This is a genomic window from Kitasatospora sp. NPDC059327 (assembly GCF_042752535.1).
Classification (GTDB): domain Bacteria; phylum Actinomycetota; class Actinomycetes; order Streptomycetales; family Streptomycetaceae; genus Kitasatospora.
On the sequence record NZ_JBHYYB010000138.1, the window covers coordinates 1 to 18233 of the forward strand.

The 18233-nt window shown below is 72.6% G+C and carries 16 protein-coding genes and 2 pseudogenes; 8 read left to right on the forward strand and 10 right to left on the reverse strand.

Going from position 1 to position 18233, the window contains the following annotated elements; all coding sequences use genetic code 11:
* Positions 1-131 (forward strand): annotated as a pseudogene (locus ACFXHB_RS40785) ((2Fe-2S)-binding protein); the annotation flags it as partial.
* Between the two features lie 291 nt (positions 132-422).
* Here the strand turns inward: ACFXHB_RS40785 and ACFXHB_RS40790 are convergent.
* Both ACFXHB_RS40790 and ACFXHB_RS40795 read right to left on the reverse strand, forming a co-directional pair.
* Positions 423-1661, reverse strand: a complete 1239-nt coding sequence (locus tag ACFXHB_RS40790; RefSeq protein WP_380581571.1) for a hypothetical protein — start codon at positions 1659-1661, stop codon at positions 423-425.
* A 97-nt stretch (positions 1662-1758) separates the two neighbouring features.
* Positions 1759-2445, reverse strand: a complete 687-nt coding sequence (locus ACFXHB_RS40795) for a LysR substrate-binding domain-containing protein (RefSeq protein ID WP_380581573.1) — start codon at positions 2443-2445, stop codon at positions 1759-1761.
* A 395-nt stretch (positions 2446-2840) separates the two neighbouring features.
* Here ACFXHB_RS40795 and ACFXHB_RS40800 point away from each other — a divergent pair, with 395 nt between their 5' ends.
* On the forward strand, positions 2841-3761 hold the full coding sequence (locus ACFXHB_RS40800; RefSeq protein WP_380581575.1) for a cyclase family protein: 921 nt from the start codon (positions 2841-2843) through the stop codon (positions 3759-3761).
* A 158-nt stretch (positions 3762-3919) separates the two neighbouring features.
* On the opposite strand, the gene ACFXHB_RS40805 is transcribed toward ACFXHB_RS40800, so the two are convergent.
* Complete coding sequence (locus ACFXHB_RS40805; protein WP_380581577.1) at positions 3920-4162, reverse strand: hypothetical protein; 243 nt, start codon at positions 4160-4162, stop codon at positions 3920-3922.
* A gap of 94 nt (positions 4163-4256) precedes the next feature.
* Positions 4257-4649, reverse strand: coding sequence for an SMI1/KNR4 family protein (locus tag ACFXHB_RS40810; protein WP_380581579.1), 393 nt, complete (start codon positions 4647-4649; stop codon positions 4257-4259).
* Between the two features lie 564 nt (positions 4650-5213).
* Here ACFXHB_RS40810 and ACFXHB_RS40815 point away from each other — a divergent pair.
* Complete coding sequence (locus ACFXHB_RS40815; RefSeq protein WP_380581582.1) at positions 5214-5876, forward strand: replication-relaxation family protein; 663 nt, start codon at positions 5214-5216, stop codon at positions 5874-5876.
* Between the two features lie 1466 nt (positions 5877-7342).
* Here ACFXHB_RS40815 and ACFXHB_RS40820 read toward each other — a convergent pair.
* Entirely contained in the window at positions 7343-9175 is a 1833-nt protein-coding gene (locus ACFXHB_RS40820; RefSeq protein ID WP_380581584.1) for a helix-turn-helix domain-containing protein, read from the reverse strand.
* Positions 9176-9505: 330 nt separating this feature from the next.
* Between ACFXHB_RS40820 and ACFXHB_RS40825 the strand changes: the two genes are divergently transcribed.
* Together ACFXHB_RS40825 and ACFXHB_RS40830 are read left to right on the forward strand one after the other, a co-directional pair.
* A complete protein-coding gene (locus ACFXHB_RS40825; RefSeq protein WP_380581586.1) occupies positions 9506-9910 on the forward strand; it encodes a helix-turn-helix domain-containing protein in 405 nt (134 codons plus the stop codon).
* A 222-nt stretch (positions 9911-10132) separates the two neighbouring features.
* Positions 10133-10387 (forward strand): helix-turn-helix domain-containing protein, encoded by a 255-nt coding sequence (locus ACFXHB_RS40830; protein ID WP_380581588.1) that lies wholly within the window; start codon positions 10133-10135, stop codon positions 10385-10387.
* A gap of 455 nt (positions 10388-10842) precedes the next feature.
* Here the strand turns inward: ACFXHB_RS40830 and ACFXHB_RS40835 are convergent, their stop codons facing one another.
* The gene (locus tag ACFXHB_RS40835) at positions 10843-11379 is read right to left on the reverse strand and encodes a hypothetical protein (RefSeq protein WP_380581591.1); all 537 of its coding nucleotides are present in this window, start codon (positions 11377-11379) and stop codon (positions 10843-10845) included.
* A 36-nt stretch (positions 11380-11415) separates the two neighbouring features.
* Complete coding sequence (locus tag ACFXHB_RS40840; protein ID WP_380581593.1) at positions 11416-11922, reverse strand: hypothetical protein; 507 nt, start codon at positions 11920-11922, stop codon at positions 11416-11418.
* Between the two features lie 495 nt (positions 11923-12417).
* On the opposite strand from ACFXHB_RS40840, the gene ACFXHB_RS40845 reads away from it, so the two are divergent.
* The 3 genes from ACFXHB_RS40845 to ACFXHB_RS40855 are packed head-to-tail and all read left to right on the forward strand — an operon-like array spanning position 12418 to position 14908.
* The gene (locus ACFXHB_RS40845) at positions 12418-12729 is read left to right on the forward strand and encodes a hypothetical protein (RefSeq protein WP_380581595.1); all 312 of its coding nucleotides are present in this window, start codon (positions 12418-12420) and stop codon (positions 12727-12729) included.
* A complete protein-coding gene (locus ACFXHB_RS40850) occupies positions 12726-14171 on the forward strand; it encodes a DnaB-like helicase N-terminal domain-containing protein (RefSeq protein ID WP_380581597.1) in 1446 nt (481 codons plus the stop codon). Before ACFXHB_RS40845 ends, ACFXHB_RS40850 begins: the two co-directional genes overlap by 4 nt.
* Positions 14168-14908 carry a hypothetical protein gene (locus ACFXHB_RS40855; RefSeq protein ID WP_380581599.1) on the forward strand — a complete coding sequence of 247 codons (741 nt, stop codon included), beginning with the start codon at positions 14168-14170 and terminating at the stop codon, positions 14906-14908. The genes ACFXHB_RS40850 and ACFXHB_RS40855 overlap by 4 nt, the downstream gene beginning before the upstream one ends.
* An 82-nt stretch (positions 14909-14990) precedes the next feature.
* On the opposite strand, the gene ACFXHB_RS40860 is transcribed toward ACFXHB_RS40855, so the two are convergent.
* The 3 genes and pseudogenes from ACFXHB_RS40860 to ACFXHB_RS40870 all read right to left on the reverse strand — a co-directional run bounded on the left by ACFXHB_RS40860 (position 14991) and on the right by ACFXHB_RS40870 (position 18030).
* Positions 14991-16052, reverse strand: a complete 1062-nt coding sequence (locus tag ACFXHB_RS40860; protein WP_380581601.1) for a PhlD — start codon at positions 16050-16052, stop codon at positions 14991-14993.
* Between the two features lie 1346 nt (positions 16053-17398).
* A pseudogene (locus ACFXHB_RS40865) lies at positions 17399-17479 on the reverse strand (IS5/IS1182 family transposase); the annotation flags it as partial.
* A gap of 260 nt (positions 17480-17739) precedes the next feature.
* Positions 17740-18030, reverse strand: a complete 291-nt coding sequence (locus ACFXHB_RS40870) for a hypothetical protein (protein WP_380581603.1) — start codon at positions 18028-18030, stop codon at positions 17740-17742.
* Between the last annotated feature and the right edge of the window lie 203 nt (positions 18031-18233).

The window sequence follows — 18233 nt, forward strand, 5'->3', positions numbered from 1 at the left end:
TCGCTCAGGACTTCCGCGTCTGGCGCCGCAGGGAGTATCTCCAGCACCCCAAGATCAACGGAGATGACTCCCCCTTCGGCGCGTACCGCCTCTGGACCCGGCAGTTCTACCCGCCGAAGGACCCCGCGTAGGGTGGCGCGGCCGATGCTCGGCTGGCCGCCGCGCGACGCGTCCATCGCCCGTCCGCGCAGGCCGGCACCAGGCTCTCGCCCGCCAGGCCGGTGAGCCGTTCCAGGGTCCGGGAACCGAGATAGCGTCCTGGGCCGTTGCTCCACCGACCGCCGCCGGTCCCCGACCTCCGTGGCCGGCAGGAGCCGCAGGTCGGGGTGGTTGGCCAGCCGGCGGAGCGAGCGGGTCTCGACCCGGCCCTGCGCGTTCCCCCGCTCCCGGGCCCGGGCCGGGCGCGGGAGCGGGGGACGGAGTCACCTGCGGCCGGTGAGCACCATCGGCTGGTAGGTCGACGACTTCGGGGTGATGCCTGCGCCCACCGCGGTCAACCGGCCGCCCGGCGCGGCCACCACCGCCTGGTAGGACAGGTCGGCGTAGCCGGGCACGGAGAGGTCGAGCGTCTCCCAGCGGCCGTGGGTGAAGCGCAGGCCGAGCGGTCGGTCCGGCGCGCCGCTCGCCTCCCAGCCGACGGCGGCGATGCCGCCCGGGACGGCGGTGACCGACCACAGCTTGCCGGCCACGCCCTCCGGGGCGGCCACCGTGGTCCAGGAGCGGCCGTCGTAGTGGGCGACCAGCGGGTGGCCGCGGTCCTTGTCGGTCAGGACGGCCCGGCCCACCACCCACACGTCGTCGGGCCCGTCGGCCGCGACGCTCTGGTACTCGCCGTAGAGCCCGGTGAAGTCGGGGGCGGTGACCCTGGTCCAGTCCCGGCCGTCGTAGTGCAGCAGGACGGGCCGGTCGTCGGGGTAGGCGGTGTTCCCGACCGCCCAGACGTCGTCCGGCGCGATCTCGGTGACGGAGCTGAGCCACCAGTCCCCGTCGATCTCCGGAACGGCGAGCCGGTGCCAGGCGGTACCGTCCCAGCGTTCGATCAGTCCGGTGGTCCTCCGCTCCACCGATTCGCTCCCGGGGACGGGACCCGGGGTCCGGCCGGTGACGATCGCCGCACCACCGACCGCCCAGGCCCGGCCCGGCCGGGGTGCGGAGGCGCCGAGCAGATTGAGGGAGCCGACCTCGCCGGGCGGCGTCTCGACGGTGGTGCTGGTCCACGCGGTGCCGTCCCAGTGCTGGGCGAGGATCCGGCCGGTGCGCGGATCGAGATCGCCCACGAGCCAGGCGTCGCGTGGCGAGCTGCCCGCCACCGCCGCCGCCCGGCCGGTGAAGTCGGCAGCGGGGGCCGGGAGTTCACGCCAGGCACCGTCCCCGCCCACCCGCTCCGCGACCACCGGGGCGAACCGCAGCGCCTGGCCGGCCTCGGTGATCCGGAACCCGGCCACCCAGGTGGTGCGGGCGTCGAGCTGCGCGCCGGAGCTGAGCACCGCGCCCTCCAGTGGCAGCTTCGCCGGCGTGAAGCGCGCCCCCGCCGCCCGCGCGCCGGCCACCCGCGCACCGTCGGCCTCCGGCGCCTCGGCCGCGGTGGCCCCGGTGGCCGTCGCCGCCGTCAGCACGGAAGCCGCCAGTGCGGCCACGGCCCAGTGTCGTACTCGCCTCATGTGTCGATCCCCAGATTCCTCGGTCGGCATCGCATCGCGGGGCGCCATCGGCGTGATCGCGCCCCCGTAGAAGAGAGGCACCGAATCTGACGATCTGTTACACATCCGCGCCGCACCCACCCAGGGCCCGTCGTCGACGGCACCGCGGGCGCCGGCTTCGACGACCGCCTGAAGGCCCAGCTGGGCTGCGGGCAACCCGGTCCCCGTCCCCATCCCGAGCACTGCCCGAAACCCGCCTTCGCCGGCAGGCCCGACTACGCCCTGCTCGCCCTGTTCTGCGACACCGGCAATCAGCGCCCCAACACCATCCTCGGCTGCCAGAACCACCGGACCCGACCTCCCCCTCCGGCGGGCTGCCGCCGAGCGCCGGAGTGGGTGCGATCGCGGCGTCGTGGCCTGCCGCGACCAGGGCGAGGACGGCCGGGAACTCCACGCAGACGTGCGCCCTGCGGGCCGGGAACCCGTACTCGGCGGAGATCCTGGTCGGGGCCCGGCCGCAGGCGCTGCCCTGCGGCCCGGTCGCCCAGGGGCGTTCGGCCAGGTCGCGGACGGAGCGGGGCTGCCGGTGCCAGGAGGTGGGGATGACGACCCGGTACTCGTCGTCGGCGACCGGGTCGGCGACCAGGCCGGGCCAGGGGTCGGCCGGGCCGGGCCCGTCCTCTTCGGCGATCACCAGGTCGATGCCGCCGGTGCGCAACTCCTGCGGCGGCTCGGCGGTTTCGCGTTCGACCACCCGGGGCTCCAGCTCGGGGTGGGAGCGGGCCGGCTCGCCCAGGGCGGGCACCCAGCAGGTGGCAGACGGCGGAGGGGAAGGCCGCGAGTACCACGAGGCGCCGGCCCGGCCGCCGAGTTCGGCGAGTTCGCGGCGGGGCCTCGGCGAGTTCGTGCTCGATGCGTTCGGCGCGGGCGGCGAGCAGCCGCCCGGCCGGGGTGAGCGCGACCCGCCGGCGTGAGCGGTCCACCAACGACCGGCCGATCTCCCGTTCCAGTGGGGCGAGTTACTGGGAGGCCGCGGAGGGGGTGAGGTGCAACAGCCCGGCGGCGTACACGACGCCGCCGCGCCGGGCCCCGGCGCGCAGGACGCGCCGCCTCCGGGGGTCGAGTCTCATGCAGCAGGACCGCAGCGGCACTTCAGAGATTCTCGCTTGCCCGCAAGCCGCCCTTCACTGACCATGAGGCATGACCGATACGAGTGAGCAGTGGCGGGTGCGGTTCGACGCCGAGGTGGGCTTCGCCAACGGCGGCGGCCTGCAGACACAGGGGTTCCGGCTGGACGTGCCCGGGCCGGAGATCGAGGACGGCGAGCTCGGTGAACTGCTGGTGCGCCACCTCGGCCTGCTGATGGTCGAGGGGGTGCGGATCACGAACCGGGAGGTCCTGCGCGAGCCGCACAAGGGCTCGCGCGGCACGGTCGCCGGCGGGGCCGCCACCGGGCACCGGATCGTGGACCTCAGCCACCCGATCCGCCAGGGCATGGTGACCTACCCCGGCCTGCCCGGCCCGGAGATCAGCGACCACCTCTCCCGGCACGCCTCGCGCGAACTGTACTCCCCCGGAACCGAGTTCAACATCGCCAGGATCTCGATGGTGGCCAACACCGGCACCTACGTGGACACCCCGTTCCACCGCTTCGGCGACGGCCCCGACCTCGCCGCCCTGCCGCTGGAACGGCTGACCGACCTGCCCGGCCTGGTGGTCCGGCTCGACGGCGCGCCGGGGCGCGCTATCGACCGCGGCCTGCTGCTCCCCTACGAGGTCACCGGCCGGGCCGTCCTGATCCACACCGGCTGGGACCGGCACTGGGGGACGGACGCCTACGGCAGCGGACACCCGTTCGTGACCGCGGACGCCGCCGCCTGGCTCGCCGAGCAGGGCCCGGCGCTGGTCGGCATCGACTCGGTGAACATCGACGACACCGCCGACGGCAACCGCCCCGCGCACACCGCGCTGCTGGCGGCCGGCATCCCGGTGGTCGAGCACCTGCGCGGCCTGGAGCAGCTACCGCCGTCCGGCTTCCGGTTCTTCGCCGCGCCGCCGGCCGTCGAGGGCATGGGCACCTTCCCGGTCCGCGCGCACGCCCTGGTCGACGGGCAAGGGTGACGGTCCTCTCGGCGGCGGTCGCGGCGGTCGGCTCGGCGGGCGCCGCCCAGCCGCTCGCCGCGCCCGCGACGGCCCCCGCCGGGCGGATCGCGGCGGGCGAGGCCGCCTTCAGCTGATGAACGTGGGCGGCGCGGAGCGGGGACCGCCAACTCCGGCTACTACAGCGCGTGGCCGTCCGCCGCTCTGAACTCCGCCTGGATCGCGATCGGCCTGACGGCGCCGGCCCGGCTCGGCCGCGCCGCGAGGGTGAAGGCCTCGGAGACGGCGAGATCGCAGCCCTGGGAGAAGTACTCGACACTCGTCACGAGGGCGTCCTCGGCCAACTCCGCGCCGATCCGTCCGATCCGGTCCGGGGTGACGACCTCCCCGACGGCCCGCCCACCTGCGCGGCCGCGACCCACCGGCCGGGAACGTCGGGAACGGATCGGCGCGACGGGCCAGCCTGCCCACTACCTGAGGACAGGCCGGCCGTACCCGGGAGCAGACGGCGCTGCGCTACTTCTGCCAGCCGATGCCCAGGGTGACCAGCAGTCGTTCGCGCGGCCAGTACGCGCACTCGTCATGTTCCTCCTCCGCGAGCTCGCCCTCCTCCTGCGCGACGTCCTCCGCGACCTCACGCAGGAACTCCGTGCTCCGGACGATCTCCCCCACCCCGGACAGCGGTCCGTAGTAGTCCAGCCGCAGCGTCCCCTCCTGGAGCTCCACGCCGTCGTGCCGCAGCAACGACCGCCTCAGGTCGGACGGGAAGGCCACCCCAAGCCGGGGTTCGGCCGCCTCGATGTCCGCCGGCACGGCCGGCGGCCGCAACAGCCCGTGAGTGACGGGGGCGTGCCGCACGAGCCAGCTCTCGACACGGTCCCAGGGCTCGTCGACGGTCAACATGATCATGCCCGGCACCCTAGGCGCGGGCACTGTCACCCGGACCGTCGGAACCGTCCCCAGCCACGGGCCGAAACAAGAAGCACGTGCGCCGCCACAAATCCTCGACAGGACATGACCCCGGCCATCGCCTGAACTCCCCCAGCCCCCCGGCAGCGAGCTCCGGCCACCCCCTCCGCCCCACGACGGCACCCGCCGCGTCGATCGGCGACCGCCGGCACCCGGCCACCCCGGAGACCCCCAGTCACACGCCAACTACAGAGCCGACGACCGCATCGGCGCGATGACTCGGCAGCGCGGCGGTTCGCCCGACAGACCGCCCGACGAACCGGCCGACCGCGGGGAGAAGGAGCCGTGAAGAAGCTCCGACCTGCACCGATTCCGGTTCCTTGATGACCCGTCAAGGAACTGTCGCTCACCTTGGTAGACCGTCAAGGTATCGGCCGCACACTTTGGTGGACGTTACGACAGAGGGGGTGGATCACCAAGGGATCCGCCAAGGTTCGCGGGGTTCCCTGCGGCGACCGCGCGGAGCATGTGGCTCCGTGCCGAGCCGAACGGGGAACCCGAGCGATGACGACCGACGACAACGCTGCCAAGAAGAGCCGGCGGACGCGGACCGGGGTGGAGCCGGACAGCGAGACGCGGGAGGTGGAGATCACCTGGACGGTGCCCGCCGCACTGTTCCAGTTCCGCATCGCCACCGCCGAACGACTGCGCCGGCTGACCGCGCCGGACGCGGGGATCGAGAAGATGCGGGCGCGGCTGCGCCGACTGCGGGCGGAGGACCTGGCCGCGGAGCTGGTGCTGCCGCAGTCCGGGAGGACCAGGAGCTGGTTCCTGACCGAGCACGGCGCGCGGATCGCCGGTGCCTGCCCCGAGCTGGCAGAGGTTCCGGCGCCCCGGCTGCCGGGGGACGCGACGGCATTCAAGTACGCGCTGTGGCACCAGCTGGCGGTCGTCAGCACGCACCTGACGTTCCTGGCCGACGCCCGGGCGCGCGGCGACGGGTACGGGCCGTTCGACTTCATCCCGGAGATCACCCACCGCTTCGCCGAGGGTCGGGACGGGTCGGTGCGCCCGGACGGGCTGCTGTACTACGGCGTGCGCGAGCGGGGCGGCGCGGTGGCGCGGCTGCGGGCGTTCGTGGAGGTCGACCGGGGCACGATAGGCGCCGAGCGGTTGGGGTCGAAGCTACGACCCTGCTGTCTGGGAAGGCGAGCGGCCTGCAGATGACGCTGCCGCGGGCCAGTGCTTCACCGATCTGTACAACGAGTACATCGCCGCGGACGAGTTTGACATCCCTCCGACCAAGCAAATCGGAGCCTATGTCGCCGCACTCCTGGAGCGATGGCCTGACCTCGCCGATCATGAGGACGACATCTCGCCGTGGTCGACCGGTCCGCTGATCGGAGAGGCGAGCGGCCCTCTGGTCTACTTCCCGACGCGTTTCAGCATGGCGGAGGAGGCGTCCGCCTACGCGGCGACGGTGGCTTCGTCGATGGGCCTCAACTGCTACGACCCGCAGGTACGGCAACTCCGGCCCTGATGGCCGCGAGGGGGTGGCTGATCCTTTGCCGAGCCCAGAAGGTCCCTCCAACCATGGTCGAGCACCTTCTCGGGCTGCAAGCCCTCGCGACCAATGTCTGCGGCAGCACACCTCCTCAGCGCCGTCCCGCAGAGCGGACGAGGAACTGACAACCCTCCAGCTGGTCTCCACTACGGGGCTCCGAGTCTCGATCAGCGAGTTGTCCCGCGTGCTCCGGGTGACCAGGGCTGCAATCGCACGCGAGAGGAGCAGCCGAATCGCCTCCGCCACACAAGGTCCGGCGGAGCACTGCGCGTTCAATACCAGGCCCACCCGCCCTGCCCGGAGCCGAGCAGCCGGCCCGTTCACACCCGTTCCGGGGCCGGGCGATGAACGCCCACGGCCCAGCTCCGCCCAAGAGCCTGCCCTCGGGCCAGTGAGTACCGCCGACATGGCCACCCCGGGCGAATTCGGGGCGTCGAGCTCGCCCGCGTCAACGAGGGCTTCGCGCAGCTGCCGGACGGCCTGGGCGTCTGCAGCCGGGTCAGCGATGTCGGCGGCTGCCAGCAGGCGGCGGGCCTCTGCCCGGACCCGGTGGTCCTCCCACGCCCCAGCGGGGTGCGCGGCCGGGCGCAGCGCGTCGGGGTTGCGGGGGTGGCTGGCGGCGCGTCTTCTTGTCGAATGCCGGGCGCAGCCGGTACGTGGGGTGCCGATGCCGACCGTCAGGCGGGCGCTGGCCGCGAGGAAGGCGGTGTCGAGGCCGATCGCGTAGGGCTGCAGGCACTCGTCGTCGGTCAGCAGTACGACGTCGCGTACCCACTGGTAGGACTCCTCCGCGAACAGCCCTTGGTCCGGCCCTGAGCGACAGGGTGTCGGGGCCGACCTCCGGGGGTGCGGGTCGACCGGGTCCAGGCCGAGTGAGTCGCGGTGCCCGCGCCTGTACACCGCCGTCGGCGACGCCCTCGCTTTCCCTGTCCGGCGCCGACACGGCAGCCCAGGTGCTGCTGCCGTCGATCACGGATCTCACCTACCAGTGACGCTGACACCCGCCGGTCCGGGCCCGGGTCGGTCCCGCCGCTCGTCGACGGCGGGCGCCGGGCGGGGAGAGTGTGGGCTCGTGGGCTGAACGGCAGTCTGCGGCCTCTCGCCCGTCCCGCCGGGGTCCTACTAGGGTTCACCCGGCGCAGGACGGGACCGCCGGGCCGGCAGGTGACCGCAGCGTGGCGTCGCCTCCCACCACGAAGAACGCCAGCACAAGGTCGTGGGCGCCTGGAACGATGCAGCCGGCCGGCGCGTCGGAGGACGTGTTGGTCAGCAGGCGGCGTTGGAGGAGTTGCTCGGCGCTGCGGAGGTGGATCCTCACGGTGGCGGGGTTGAGGCCCACGAGATGGGCGGTGTCATCGATCCGGGCCTTGGCCTGGATCCAGGCCGACAGCGTTTCGCGCAACTGACGTCGGTCACTGTCCAATCGGCCGAGGAACCGGTCGGCCCACTGTCGCACTGGCGCGGTGTCCAGGATGTCCGTGACCACGGGAGCGCCCGTCTCCTGCGGGAGGTGCGCGGTCGCGGCCCAGACCTCCAGGGCCAGGCCGACCAGTGCCCGCTGCCACACGTCCTGGAGGTCAATTCCCAGCAGCAAGGCGGCCTCCGCCAGACGGCGCGCGACGGTGTTGCGGTGGGTACCCAGGGTTCTGGCGGTGGCGGCCGGAGTAAACAACAGCCCCAGGCCCAATGTGGTCAGGAGCTGGTCTCGGCGGATCTCGGGGAGTTCGAGCACCGGGCACAACTGGTATCGGGCCCAGGCGGCGGCATGCCGCTGGTCAAGGACGTGAGCAAGCTGGACTTCGGTGATGTAGAGGTGGACCCGGCCGGACGCGCGCTCGGCGACGGCCAGGGCGCGGGCGGCGTCCCGGTGGGCGCTAGCGGTCTCGTCGAGGGTGTGGAGGTAGCTGCCGCCGAGGTAGCGCTCTGGCGCCGCCTGGGTGAAGGCCACGAGGCTCCTGATCATCTTGGTCTCGAAGTCGCCGGCCGCGCCCGGGATGAGCACGATGACGCGGTCACCGTGCGTGGGACATCCGCTGACGATCGCTCGGTCTCCGATGGCCTGGTGGCACTGCTGGATGATCGCCAGCCGTTGTGCACGGGGGACCTTGAGGATGAGGGTGCGGGCAAGGCCGTCGTCCAGTGTTCCGGGGTCCAGGCTGACCGCGGCGCTCCTGGCCGCGCTGACCTGGCCGGTCATCAGGAGGTTGAGGATCGCGCCACGCACCACATCCTCGCTGCACCTCAGTCGGCTCCGTCCCCGGTCAGCCTCCTCGATGGCCAGCCGTGCGGCGAGCAGGTCCAGGACCCGGGCCATGGCGGCGCTGATCTCCGGACCGAAGGCCTCACAGGCCACGGCCAGTACCGGAGCGGGGCGGGTGGTACCGACGGTGAACAGGCGTATCTGGCGGCGGCCATCGGGGAGGTCGAGGGCCGCGGAGCCCCGGCCCGCCGCGGCAAGCTCCGCGATTCGGGCGCCAGCCGGGGCCATCGTCGCCGGGGCGCTCTCGGGGAGCGCCGCCAGCATGGCGCCCCGGGGTGTCGTCAGGGTGACCTCGGCGTCCATGGTGGAGGCGAGCCAGGACACGATCCGCTGGGTGCCGTCGGATCGGCCGAGGTGGCGTACCTGTTCGACGAGTTGGGAGTGCAGTCGGGCGGTGCGCAGGATCCTGCGGTGGACGTCCTCGGTGATCGCGCGGTGCAGACGCATCCAGGCGGCGGGCTGCGGGCAGACCGTGAGCAGCGGCACCGCGTGTCGGCGGGCCGTGCTGCGCACTTCGGCGGGGACCTCACCTGCGGTCCGGGCCGCGACGGCCAGCCCCGCTGCCTGCCGGGCGGCGAGGTGCGCCATGAGATCGGTGAGCTGCTGACAGTCCGACAGGCGAGGGTCGCCGGCTTCGACGATGACCAGCTGGTGGCGTGTCTGGTCGGCGTGGGGGACCTGTTCGGGGCTCCACAGGTACACGCCTTCCAGTGGCCGGTCTGTGTGGGTGGCGGGGGGATCCTCTACAAAACGGAGCCTGGCATCGGGCACACTGGTGGCGAATTTAAGCGTGGACACAGGTCTGGTCCTCCCCGAGAGTGGAACCCGTGGCTTCGGGGCCCATGCACGTGCGTGCCCTGAGTGTGCGGCGGGGCGGGGTGCGACCACCTCCGGAGTCTGCGCAGATTCAGAGAACGCAAGTGGCGATCATAGGAAGAAATCCGGCCGGCTGTAACCAGAAGTGACAAGGTGGTAGCAGAACTGCTTCCTCCGACGGTCCTGCCGGGACACGGATGTGGAGGCGAAGCGGCTGTGATTCACGCTGACGGCAAGCCCGGGCATAGCCTGGCGGAGAGGTTCGAGACCCTGCGGCGGGCCGTAACCCCGGCCGGCGAGCGGCCGCCGTCCGACGCCGCCGTCGCGGCGGCGATCGCCGCACGGACCGGTGCTTCGCTCGTCGACGAGAACACCCTCTACCGGCTGCGCACGGGCCGGTCCGCCAACCCGAGCATGAAGGTCCTGAAGGCGCTGGCCGACCACTTCCAGGTCTCCCCCGGCTTCTTCTTCCCCGGCTCGGCCTGGGAGCCCGAGGAACACCTGGCACTGGTCGACGCTCTGCAGAGCCCGCACGTGCGTCGGCTATGCGTGCGGCTGGGGAGGATGTCCTCGGACGAGCTCGCGCAGGTGGACAGGTTACTTCCCGACGTGGACGCCTGAACGGCCCTCGGGGGGCGTGCGCCGGAGCGCCGGGTGTGCGCCCGCTGAGGTTTCGGCCACCGCCGTGGTGCGCTCGTGCAGTATGTGGCCACGTGGACATTGATTATGTTCAAGGTTCTCCGCCCGGCAGCACGACGCTGACCGCCGCCGGAGCCCTGGACAGGTCCACGCGGCCACGGGCGTCCGGTGGTGCGGGCGACCATCACGAGGAGGCCGCCGGCCATGTCCGTGAACATCTTGTCCGCCAGCGAGGACCTGCGCGGGATGCTGGCGTCCTGCCGGGACCGGGTCGAGGTCTCGCAGGAGAAGCTCGCCGAGATGGTCGGGGTGTCGGGCCGCCACTACGGCGACTTCGAACGGGGCAAGGTCCTGCGGCCCAACCCGCAACTGCTGGAGCGGGTCGCAGACGTGCTGCAGATGAGCACCACCGAGAAGCAGTCCATGTACGAGCTGGTGTCCGGGCTCCAGGTCGCCTGACCCGTCACCACGGATCATCGTCCCCGGATGGTGTGGCCGTTCCCCGGGCGGGCCTCGGCGGCCGCTCGCGGTTTCGCGGATCTTCCACGGCCGGCACCACGGGGCCCTCCACCGGCGGTACCGGGCGGCGATCGGCGGCACGGCGGCGCTGCCGTATCTCCTGCCTGATGTGCCAGGCGCCGTACCAGTGCCACTCCCACAGGTGACGGGCCGACCGCGCCTCGCCGGAGAGCTTCGCGGCGGTGCCGCACGGACAGGCGGTCGGCCACCACCGCCTCCTCCCGCAGACGGGGCAGCGCCTGTTCGAGGAGGTCCGCGTCGCCTAGCGGAACCCGCAATTCGGGAGCGGCTCGGCGCGCTTCGTCCCGGTAGCGGAGCACGTCCTCGCCGTACTTCTCGGCCAACGTGCCCAGTGCCAGGGCACGGGCCCGCTCCTCCTCGGCCCACCGACGCAGTCAGTGCCGGTGGGCGGGCGGCCAGTGCCCGCGATGTTTGACACTCGACCAGGGACGCAGGGCACGCGCGTCGAGGGCGGCCGCCACCTGGCGGCAGCAGGCCGCGTCCTGGGCGATCCGGGCGCGGTGCGCGGCGGCGTCCTGGGCCTGGCGCATTCGCCCGGCTGCGATGGCCAGCCGGCGGCGGCGCTGCAGCGCCATGGACTGCGGGCCCCGGCCGGACAAGGCCTCCACGCGCAGCCCGCTCGCACCGAAGGACGCGGCCGAGGCCCGCTGGTCGGCCTGCCACATCGCCCACTGGGCGCGCAGCTGCGCCCGGGTCAGATCGCCGTCGCCGCGGTGGCCGTGAGGACGCGGCATGGTGGCCCCGGCGTCCGGCCGGCTGCCGCTGTCGTTCCCGGGGGCGAGCGGTTCGGGCGTCCACCCGGCGGGAGGCCGGAGATCGAAGGCGCCCTCCAGCGCCGGGTCGGCGGGCCTCGGGGCGGGCGGCTCGGGGACCGCGGGCAGATCGAGTTCCTCCTTCGGGGCGGCAGCCACCGCTCGACGGCGGCCCGCTCCTGGGCGGCGAAGGACTCAGGCGCAGAGCGTCCGGCACATCGCGGTCCGGGCCCGGGCAGGCGGGGGCAATGCCCTGCTCGTGGCCCCATGCGTCGCGGTCACGGGCCTGGAGGTAGCGGCGCCGCTCGATGGCGTCCAGGTTCCCCAGGGGCGGCGCCGTGGTGTGGCTCTCCTGGAGAAGGTACTCGAAGACGAGCTGGCCGAGCGGTTCGTCGGGCGCCGACGGGGGGTGAGGAGCAGCCAGGCGCCGTAGAGGTGTTCCGGGTGGACGTCCTCCAGCAGGCGGTACAGGGAGCCGAAGGAGCGCGGGGCGTACAGGGCACGGGTGCCGGTGGCGGCGTCGTGGTCGACGAGAGTGTAGAGGGTGTGCCCCACCTGCCAGGACGGGCCGATGCTGGTGAGCTGTGCCTCGACCTGGCGGCCGATGGGATCGTCCTTGTCGATGACACGCTCCTGCTGCGGGATGCGTAGCCACAGCGGGACGGGGCACCAGTTGTGTTCCGTCCACCATTCGGGGTGCACCGCGCGCGTCTTCCTTATCGTGTGGGGGGGGGTGACGGCCCGTCCGCGGGCGGCGCGGTGGCGTCAGTGCGCCCGGCGCTCCTCGCCGTCGTCGTCGTGGCCGAAGACGTCCTCGATCCCGCGGCCCATCGCCTGCTCCCACTCCTCGTCGCCCATCTCGTCGCGCTCCACTGGGGCTCCTCCTTCGCGGGCTTGCGGATGGGCCGGGACGGCGAGCGGTCATGGGGGGGAGCTCGCCGTCCCGGGTGGGCCGGTCCGGGTGGGCCGGGTCACCGTCACAGTGCCTCGCCGCAGGCTCTTGGCGCAGCCCGCCGGGTGGTGTATCCCGCCTGGCGGGATACACCACCCGCTGTTTCCTCCAGGCGGGATCGGACGCCTTGCCAGCTGCCCGGCGTGCCCTGCGCGGGCCTTTCATGGCTGGGCAGGGCGCCGCCCCCGCGTGCCTGTTCGGCGGGCTTGCGGTGCCGGGATTCGACGACGGGAAGGGACGGGGCCATGGCCTTGAGCGGCGGACAGCTGTCCTCCTTGGCGGACTTCGCCACTGCCCGGGCGGAGCGGTTGCGCTCGGGGCCGGTCAGCATCGAGGCGATGCGCCAGCACATGGAGGCGGGCGACGCTGTACTGCTGGGCGACTTCCCGGGGGCGCCGGTGCGCTTCGTGGAGCGGTGGTGGCGTGCGAGTGAGGGGTGGTGGGAGCCGCTGGAGGAGGCGGCCGTCGCGGCGCTGGACGAGCAGGCCCGGCGCTGGGCCCTGTCCCAGCAAGCCGTCTTCACGCAGCAGGACCCGGGCCCGGCGGGGCGGGAGTGAGCGGCCCGGAGGCGTACTCCGAGGAAGCCCTGCTGGGGTCCGTCCTTCAGGACCCCAGCCGGGCGCTGGAGGTACGGAACTGGCTTCGAGCCGAGGACTTCGCGGACCCGTGGCGCAGGGAGATCTACCGCGTGCTGGTGGACAACCACCTCTACGCCCATCCGACGGTTCTCGCCTCACCGCCCCAGCAGCGAACCCAGGTGCTGGGGCGACTGGTGGTGGAGGACCTGCACACGCGAGCCGGCGCCGAGGGTTGGGCGGGCACCGCCGACTGGCAACAGGTCGCCGCCTACATCACGGGCCTGCCCGCCAGCGTGCCCAACACCGCCAACGCCGCCCAGTACGGGCGGGTGGTGGCCCAGTCGAGCCTGGAGCGCACCATCGGCGCGCGGGGCGAGTTCGCGGAGCGCGCGGTGCTGGCCGCCGTCCTGGCCCGGCCCCAGGAGGGCGCACGTCTCGCCCACTGGCTCAAGGCCGGCGACTTCCAGGACCCGTGGCTGGGGCAGATGTACAAGGCCCTGGTCGAGGAGAAGCTGTACGCCCACCCCGCCGTCACCATCCGGTCCTCCCCCGCCGAGCGGCAGGAGGTGCTGGCCCGGATGCTCTACGAGCAGCTGCGACACAAGGCCATTGACGAGCGCTGGACGGTCCCCGACTCCGCCTGGCCGGCCGTCGCCCAGCAGATCCACGCCCTCACCACCACCCAGCAAGTTCCCCACCCCGAGCACGCCGCCCAGCTCGGCCAGCGGGTCCTTCAGACGAGCATCCAGCAGCAGGTGGCCCAGGGCTCCTGGCGCGTGGAGAACACGCTGAGGGTACCGGGCGTGCCCGCCGCCGAGATGCAGATCAACTCCATGCTCGCCACCCTCCAGAAGCTGGAGGATCGCTGGGAGCAGGCCATGGGCCGTGACGGGGCCGTCGGCGCGGCGATGGCCCCGCAGAACGCCCCGCGCCCGGAGACGGCGTTCACCGAGGACGCCGTGCTGTCGTCGCTGCTGCGTGACCCGGGCCAGCTGGAGCAGGTGCGCCACTGGCTGCGCGCCGAGGACTTCACCCAACCCGGCCGGGCCCAGCTGTTCACCGCCCTCCAGGACGCGGTCACCAGCCGCGGGAGCATCGACCCCGCTCTCGTGGTGTGGGACGCCCACCGGCGCGGCACCGCAGGGCACGGATCGCTCGCCCCCGAGCAGATCTGGGCGATGTACCAGGAGGGCCGGCCCGGCATAGCCCACGGCGGGGGCCAGCGGCTGGTGGAGGCCAGCATCGTGCACCACGTGCGCTCCGCGACGTCGGCCATCAACACCGCCGTCGGCGATCCCACCGCCGCCCCCGGCATGGTCATCGGCACCGCCCGCGGACACCTGCAGCAGGCCTCCGCCCAGGCCGCCCGTCTCACCCAGGCCACCTGGGCCGGCGCACGCACCGGAACAGGGGTGCGGTGAGGTCCCCTGCCACCGCGTCGGTCAGCACACCGGAGAACCTGCTCGCGCCGTGGCGCAGCCTGCCGCGGCTCGCGGGCGTCCTCGCTCAAGCCTTCGCCCCCGGCGCTGCCCGCCCCGGGTGGCCGCGTGCCCTGTTCGTCCCGTTCTGGCTGGTCGAGACAGCCGTTCACCGATGTGCGGGCCGGGTGATGTGCCGCGGCTCGGCGACGCTCGTACTGCGCCGTCCCCAGCCCTGGACCCGAACCGCGCTGCAGAGCGTGCTGCTCCTGCCCTGTGTCCTGGTCGTGTTCGCGGCGGCGCTCACCCCAGTCGCGCTGGCGGCAGCCACCGTCGGAGATGCCGTCGCGGGACCCGCCGGCGGCCGCTGCGCGATGAGCGGCGTGCTGCTCCCCGTCGCGGCCCTGCTGCTGTGGCAACTCGTCTCCCTTGCCCGGGCGGCCCGGGCGGGGGTGCGGCTGCGCCGCGAGGTCCGGGTGCTGCGTGAGCCGTGGGCGGAGGTGGGGTCGCTGGCCGGCGGGCGCGACGGGCAGGCCACCCGCGATCTGGTGCGGGCGCTGCTCACCTTCGCCGACGACAGCGGCGTCGCCCTGGTGGCGGTGGCCGCCGACGAGCGGCTCGCCCGCCTCTACGGGCGCGCCGGGTTCGAGCCGCTCTCCCCCGCGTCGCCGGTCCTGGTCCGCCAGCCCAAGCCGGCCGGGTCCTCTTGGCGCCCGGCGCCACGGCCTGCGGGCGGGTGAGTGTCGGAGAAGGCTGTGTGAGCGCAGGCGCCCGTGCCGGGCCGCCCGGGGAATGCTTCCCGGGCGGCCCTGTGATGAGAAGTCAGGCCTGAGGGTCGGTCCAGGTCACCAGGAGCGCTCCCATCGCGACGCCCGGGCCCAGGCCGAAGACCAGGCCGCGTCCACCGTCGGCGGGAGGGGTGCGGTAGGTGCGTTCCAGGACGGAGAAGATGGTCGGTCCGCCGAGGTTGCCCTCCTCGGCGAGGACGTCGCGCGAGTGCTTGGTGAACTCCTCGTCGATGTCCAGGACGGTGGCGAGCTTGGCCAGGATCGCGGGCCCGCCCGGGTGCAGGATCCCGAAGTCCAGGGGCCCGTCGGTGTTCTTGTCGAGCCATGCCAGCAGTGCTGGTGCCAGGTCGGTGACCGACCGTAGCGAGGCCCGGGTGGAGGAGAAGTGGTCGCCACGCTCGTCGGTCTCCTTACGGTAGCGGTCGGTCGTGTGGGGGATCACGTACTCGAAGGTGTGGTCGACGCGCAATGACGCATCCGGTCCCAGCGGTCGGGCGGAGACGACGGTGGCAGCCACCAGGTCGCCCCACAGCGCCTTGTAGATCAGGTCCTCGATCGACAGCAGCGACTGCTGGTACAGCGAGGACAGGAACTCCCCCGCCACGACGAGCACGATGTGGCCCGGGTAGCGGGCCAGGTGCTCCTCCGCCATGATCAACGCCTGGGTGCCGCCCGCGCAGGCGAGCTGGGTCATGGTGCGCCGGCGGATGTCGGGGCGTAGCGGGAGGGTGTTCTGCAGGTGGACGTCGAGTCCGGGCATGCGGTCGCCGGTGGAGCTGGTGGTGATGATGCAGTCGATGTCGGCGGGGGTGACGTTGGCGTTGTCCATCGCGGCGTGGGCGGCCTGCTGGGCCGCTTGGAGGATGACGTCGAAGACGTCGTCCTTGCGCTGGGTGGGACTGCGGTCGGCCACTATCTCCTCGTAGGCGCGCAGGTAGCGGCGGGTACCGGGGAGGTTGGTCAGGGCCTTGCGGACGACTTCGAACTTGGGGTGGTCGGGGTTCCAGGCGAGGATGTCGTCGCGGACGCGGGCGGCGTCAACGAGGTGCTCGCCGAAGACGAGGGCGGGTCGGCTGACATAGGCCGTGGTGGTCAACTGGGTGTCCTTCGGAGGATGGCCCGCGGCGGCGGGTGATGGGTGTGGTCGCGCCCCCGCCGGGCGGCCTGTGGGCGAATGTGACCGGCGGGGCGTGGGCGCAGGGCCCTGGGGTGCGCGGACAGTGCGGCGGGAGGTGGTGGTGTCCGGCTCAGGTGAACGGACTGGGCGCGGCTGGACCGTCGGTGCCGGGGACCGGGCGGGGCCGTGGGGGCACCCCGGCGTGCGGGTCGTTCACGCGGGTGACGGGGTCGCCCGCGTGTACCTGGTGCCGTGGACGAGGGCTCGCGGCGCCTTGCCGGGAGGGTGCGCACCGCCTATGGGGACCACCGCGGAGCTTTCCGGGCCCCGGTGTCCGCACGGCGTTGTTCGCGGCGGTACGACGGCTGAGCGCCATGACATCCTTCCCCCCTTGGCGGATGCTGATGACGATCACGCTACCTGTCGGTAGCGGATCCGCCATCGGCCGCTCGGAAGCGGGCGTCGTGGCTCACCTTTGTTCGGGCCGATGGTTGACGAACGGTCATCTGGTGTGTGCGGCCTGGGCCGTAGTTGTCTCGGCGTACCGGCTCCGACCGCCCCGGCGCCGTCTGGGAGCTGCTCCAGTGTGCCGCGCGGGCCTGTGGCCCGCGCCGAACCGGCGTGGCCGTCCGGTGTGTGGGAGAGGTCCGACGAATGGTCCGGGCAGGGAGTGGGGACTGTGCGGCGCGGGGTGCCAAGCCACCCCCGAGTCCGCCGGGCACGGGCGTGCGTGCTGATCGTTTCAGAGTGTCGAGCCGGTCGGCAGCCTCGGCAAACGGGTGGCGACTGCCTCGGCTGCTCCGTCAGACTGCGGGGGTGATCGTAAACCCGGGTCTTAACGCGATAGCCGTGACGTTGGACCGATCTCTCCCCAGGCCCTGCACCGTCACACCCAGGGGTACCCGGCATGAGTAGGGTCGATCCAGGTTGTTGCTGGTACTGCGGACGCCCCTCCGCGAGTGTGCCCGAGCAGGTCGTCCGGGACGGGCGGCTCTACTGGAGAGACAGCCGGATTTGCCACGAGTGCTCGGACGAGGGCTTTGAAGGCATAGGGCCGACATGGCTTCGGGATGCTGTCCTGCGGGCTACGGGAGGTACTGTGCTTAGCGTTGTTGCGGAGCAACCCGCCCGGGTCCATGTCCTTCGTATCCTCCGCCAGACCTACGGTGGAACGGTTGCTGAGACCGCCGAAATGCTGCGCGACCTACTTGGCCCGGGCCTGCGGGTCACGCCGGCAGAGGCTGAGTTCCTGACCGCCGAGTTCTCTGTTCTGCGGCTCCGCTTGAGTCCGATACGGCCGTGTTGATCGCTTCAGGGCAGCCCTTGCGGAGTCGGCGCAAGCAGATGATGCCGCAGGCGAGTTCGAGCAGGCCTTGGTGGAGGTCGGCTCGGCGCTCGTAGCGGGATGCGGAGGCGTTTGTGGCTCTGGACTTCGGCCCCCCGTGGTCGCCTTGGCTTCCCAACCCTTCCGCCTGGTCTGGGAGGACGGGGCGAGGAATCGCGAGCACACCCCGGACTTCTTCGCGCGGTCTACCGATGGCACCGGTGTGGTCGTCGATGTCCGGCTCGACGGCCTGGTCGATGAGGAGGCCGCCGAGGTCTTTGCGTTCACCGCGCGGGTCTGCCAGACGGCAGGCCGGAGGTTTCGGTTGGTCGGCGATCTGGATCAGCCGTGTCGGGCGAATCTGCGCTGGCGTTCGCCCGCCGGCTCCGCGAGGCGGGGGAGTCCCTTGGCGACCTCGGAGCTCCACGGCGGTGTCAGGCTGGCGGTGACGGCGGCGAGATCTCGTTCGTGGCCGTTGACGAAGGTGTGGAAGCTGGGCAGGCCGTTGGCACGGATCGCCTCGATCCTCTGCGGGAGTTGGTCGCGCTGGAGCTGGGTGAGCGTCTTCCCGAACGCGCGGACGTGCTCGGCGAGCGCACCAGTTCGGGGCAGTCGGCTTTGAGTTTCAGGCACTCGGGGGTGGGCGCGGACGGCCCCGGGGCCACCGCGTGGACGACTTCGGCCACCAGGTCGTAGCCGTGGTGGCTGGGATCCGCCGTGTGTTCCGGCAGTGGGCCTAGATGTGCATCTGCCGGAGCTCGGTTACACCTGGGTCTCGGTCTTCTGCTTGAGGCGTTCGTAGGGGGTCTGGCCGCCGAGGGCGCCGTGTGGGCGGT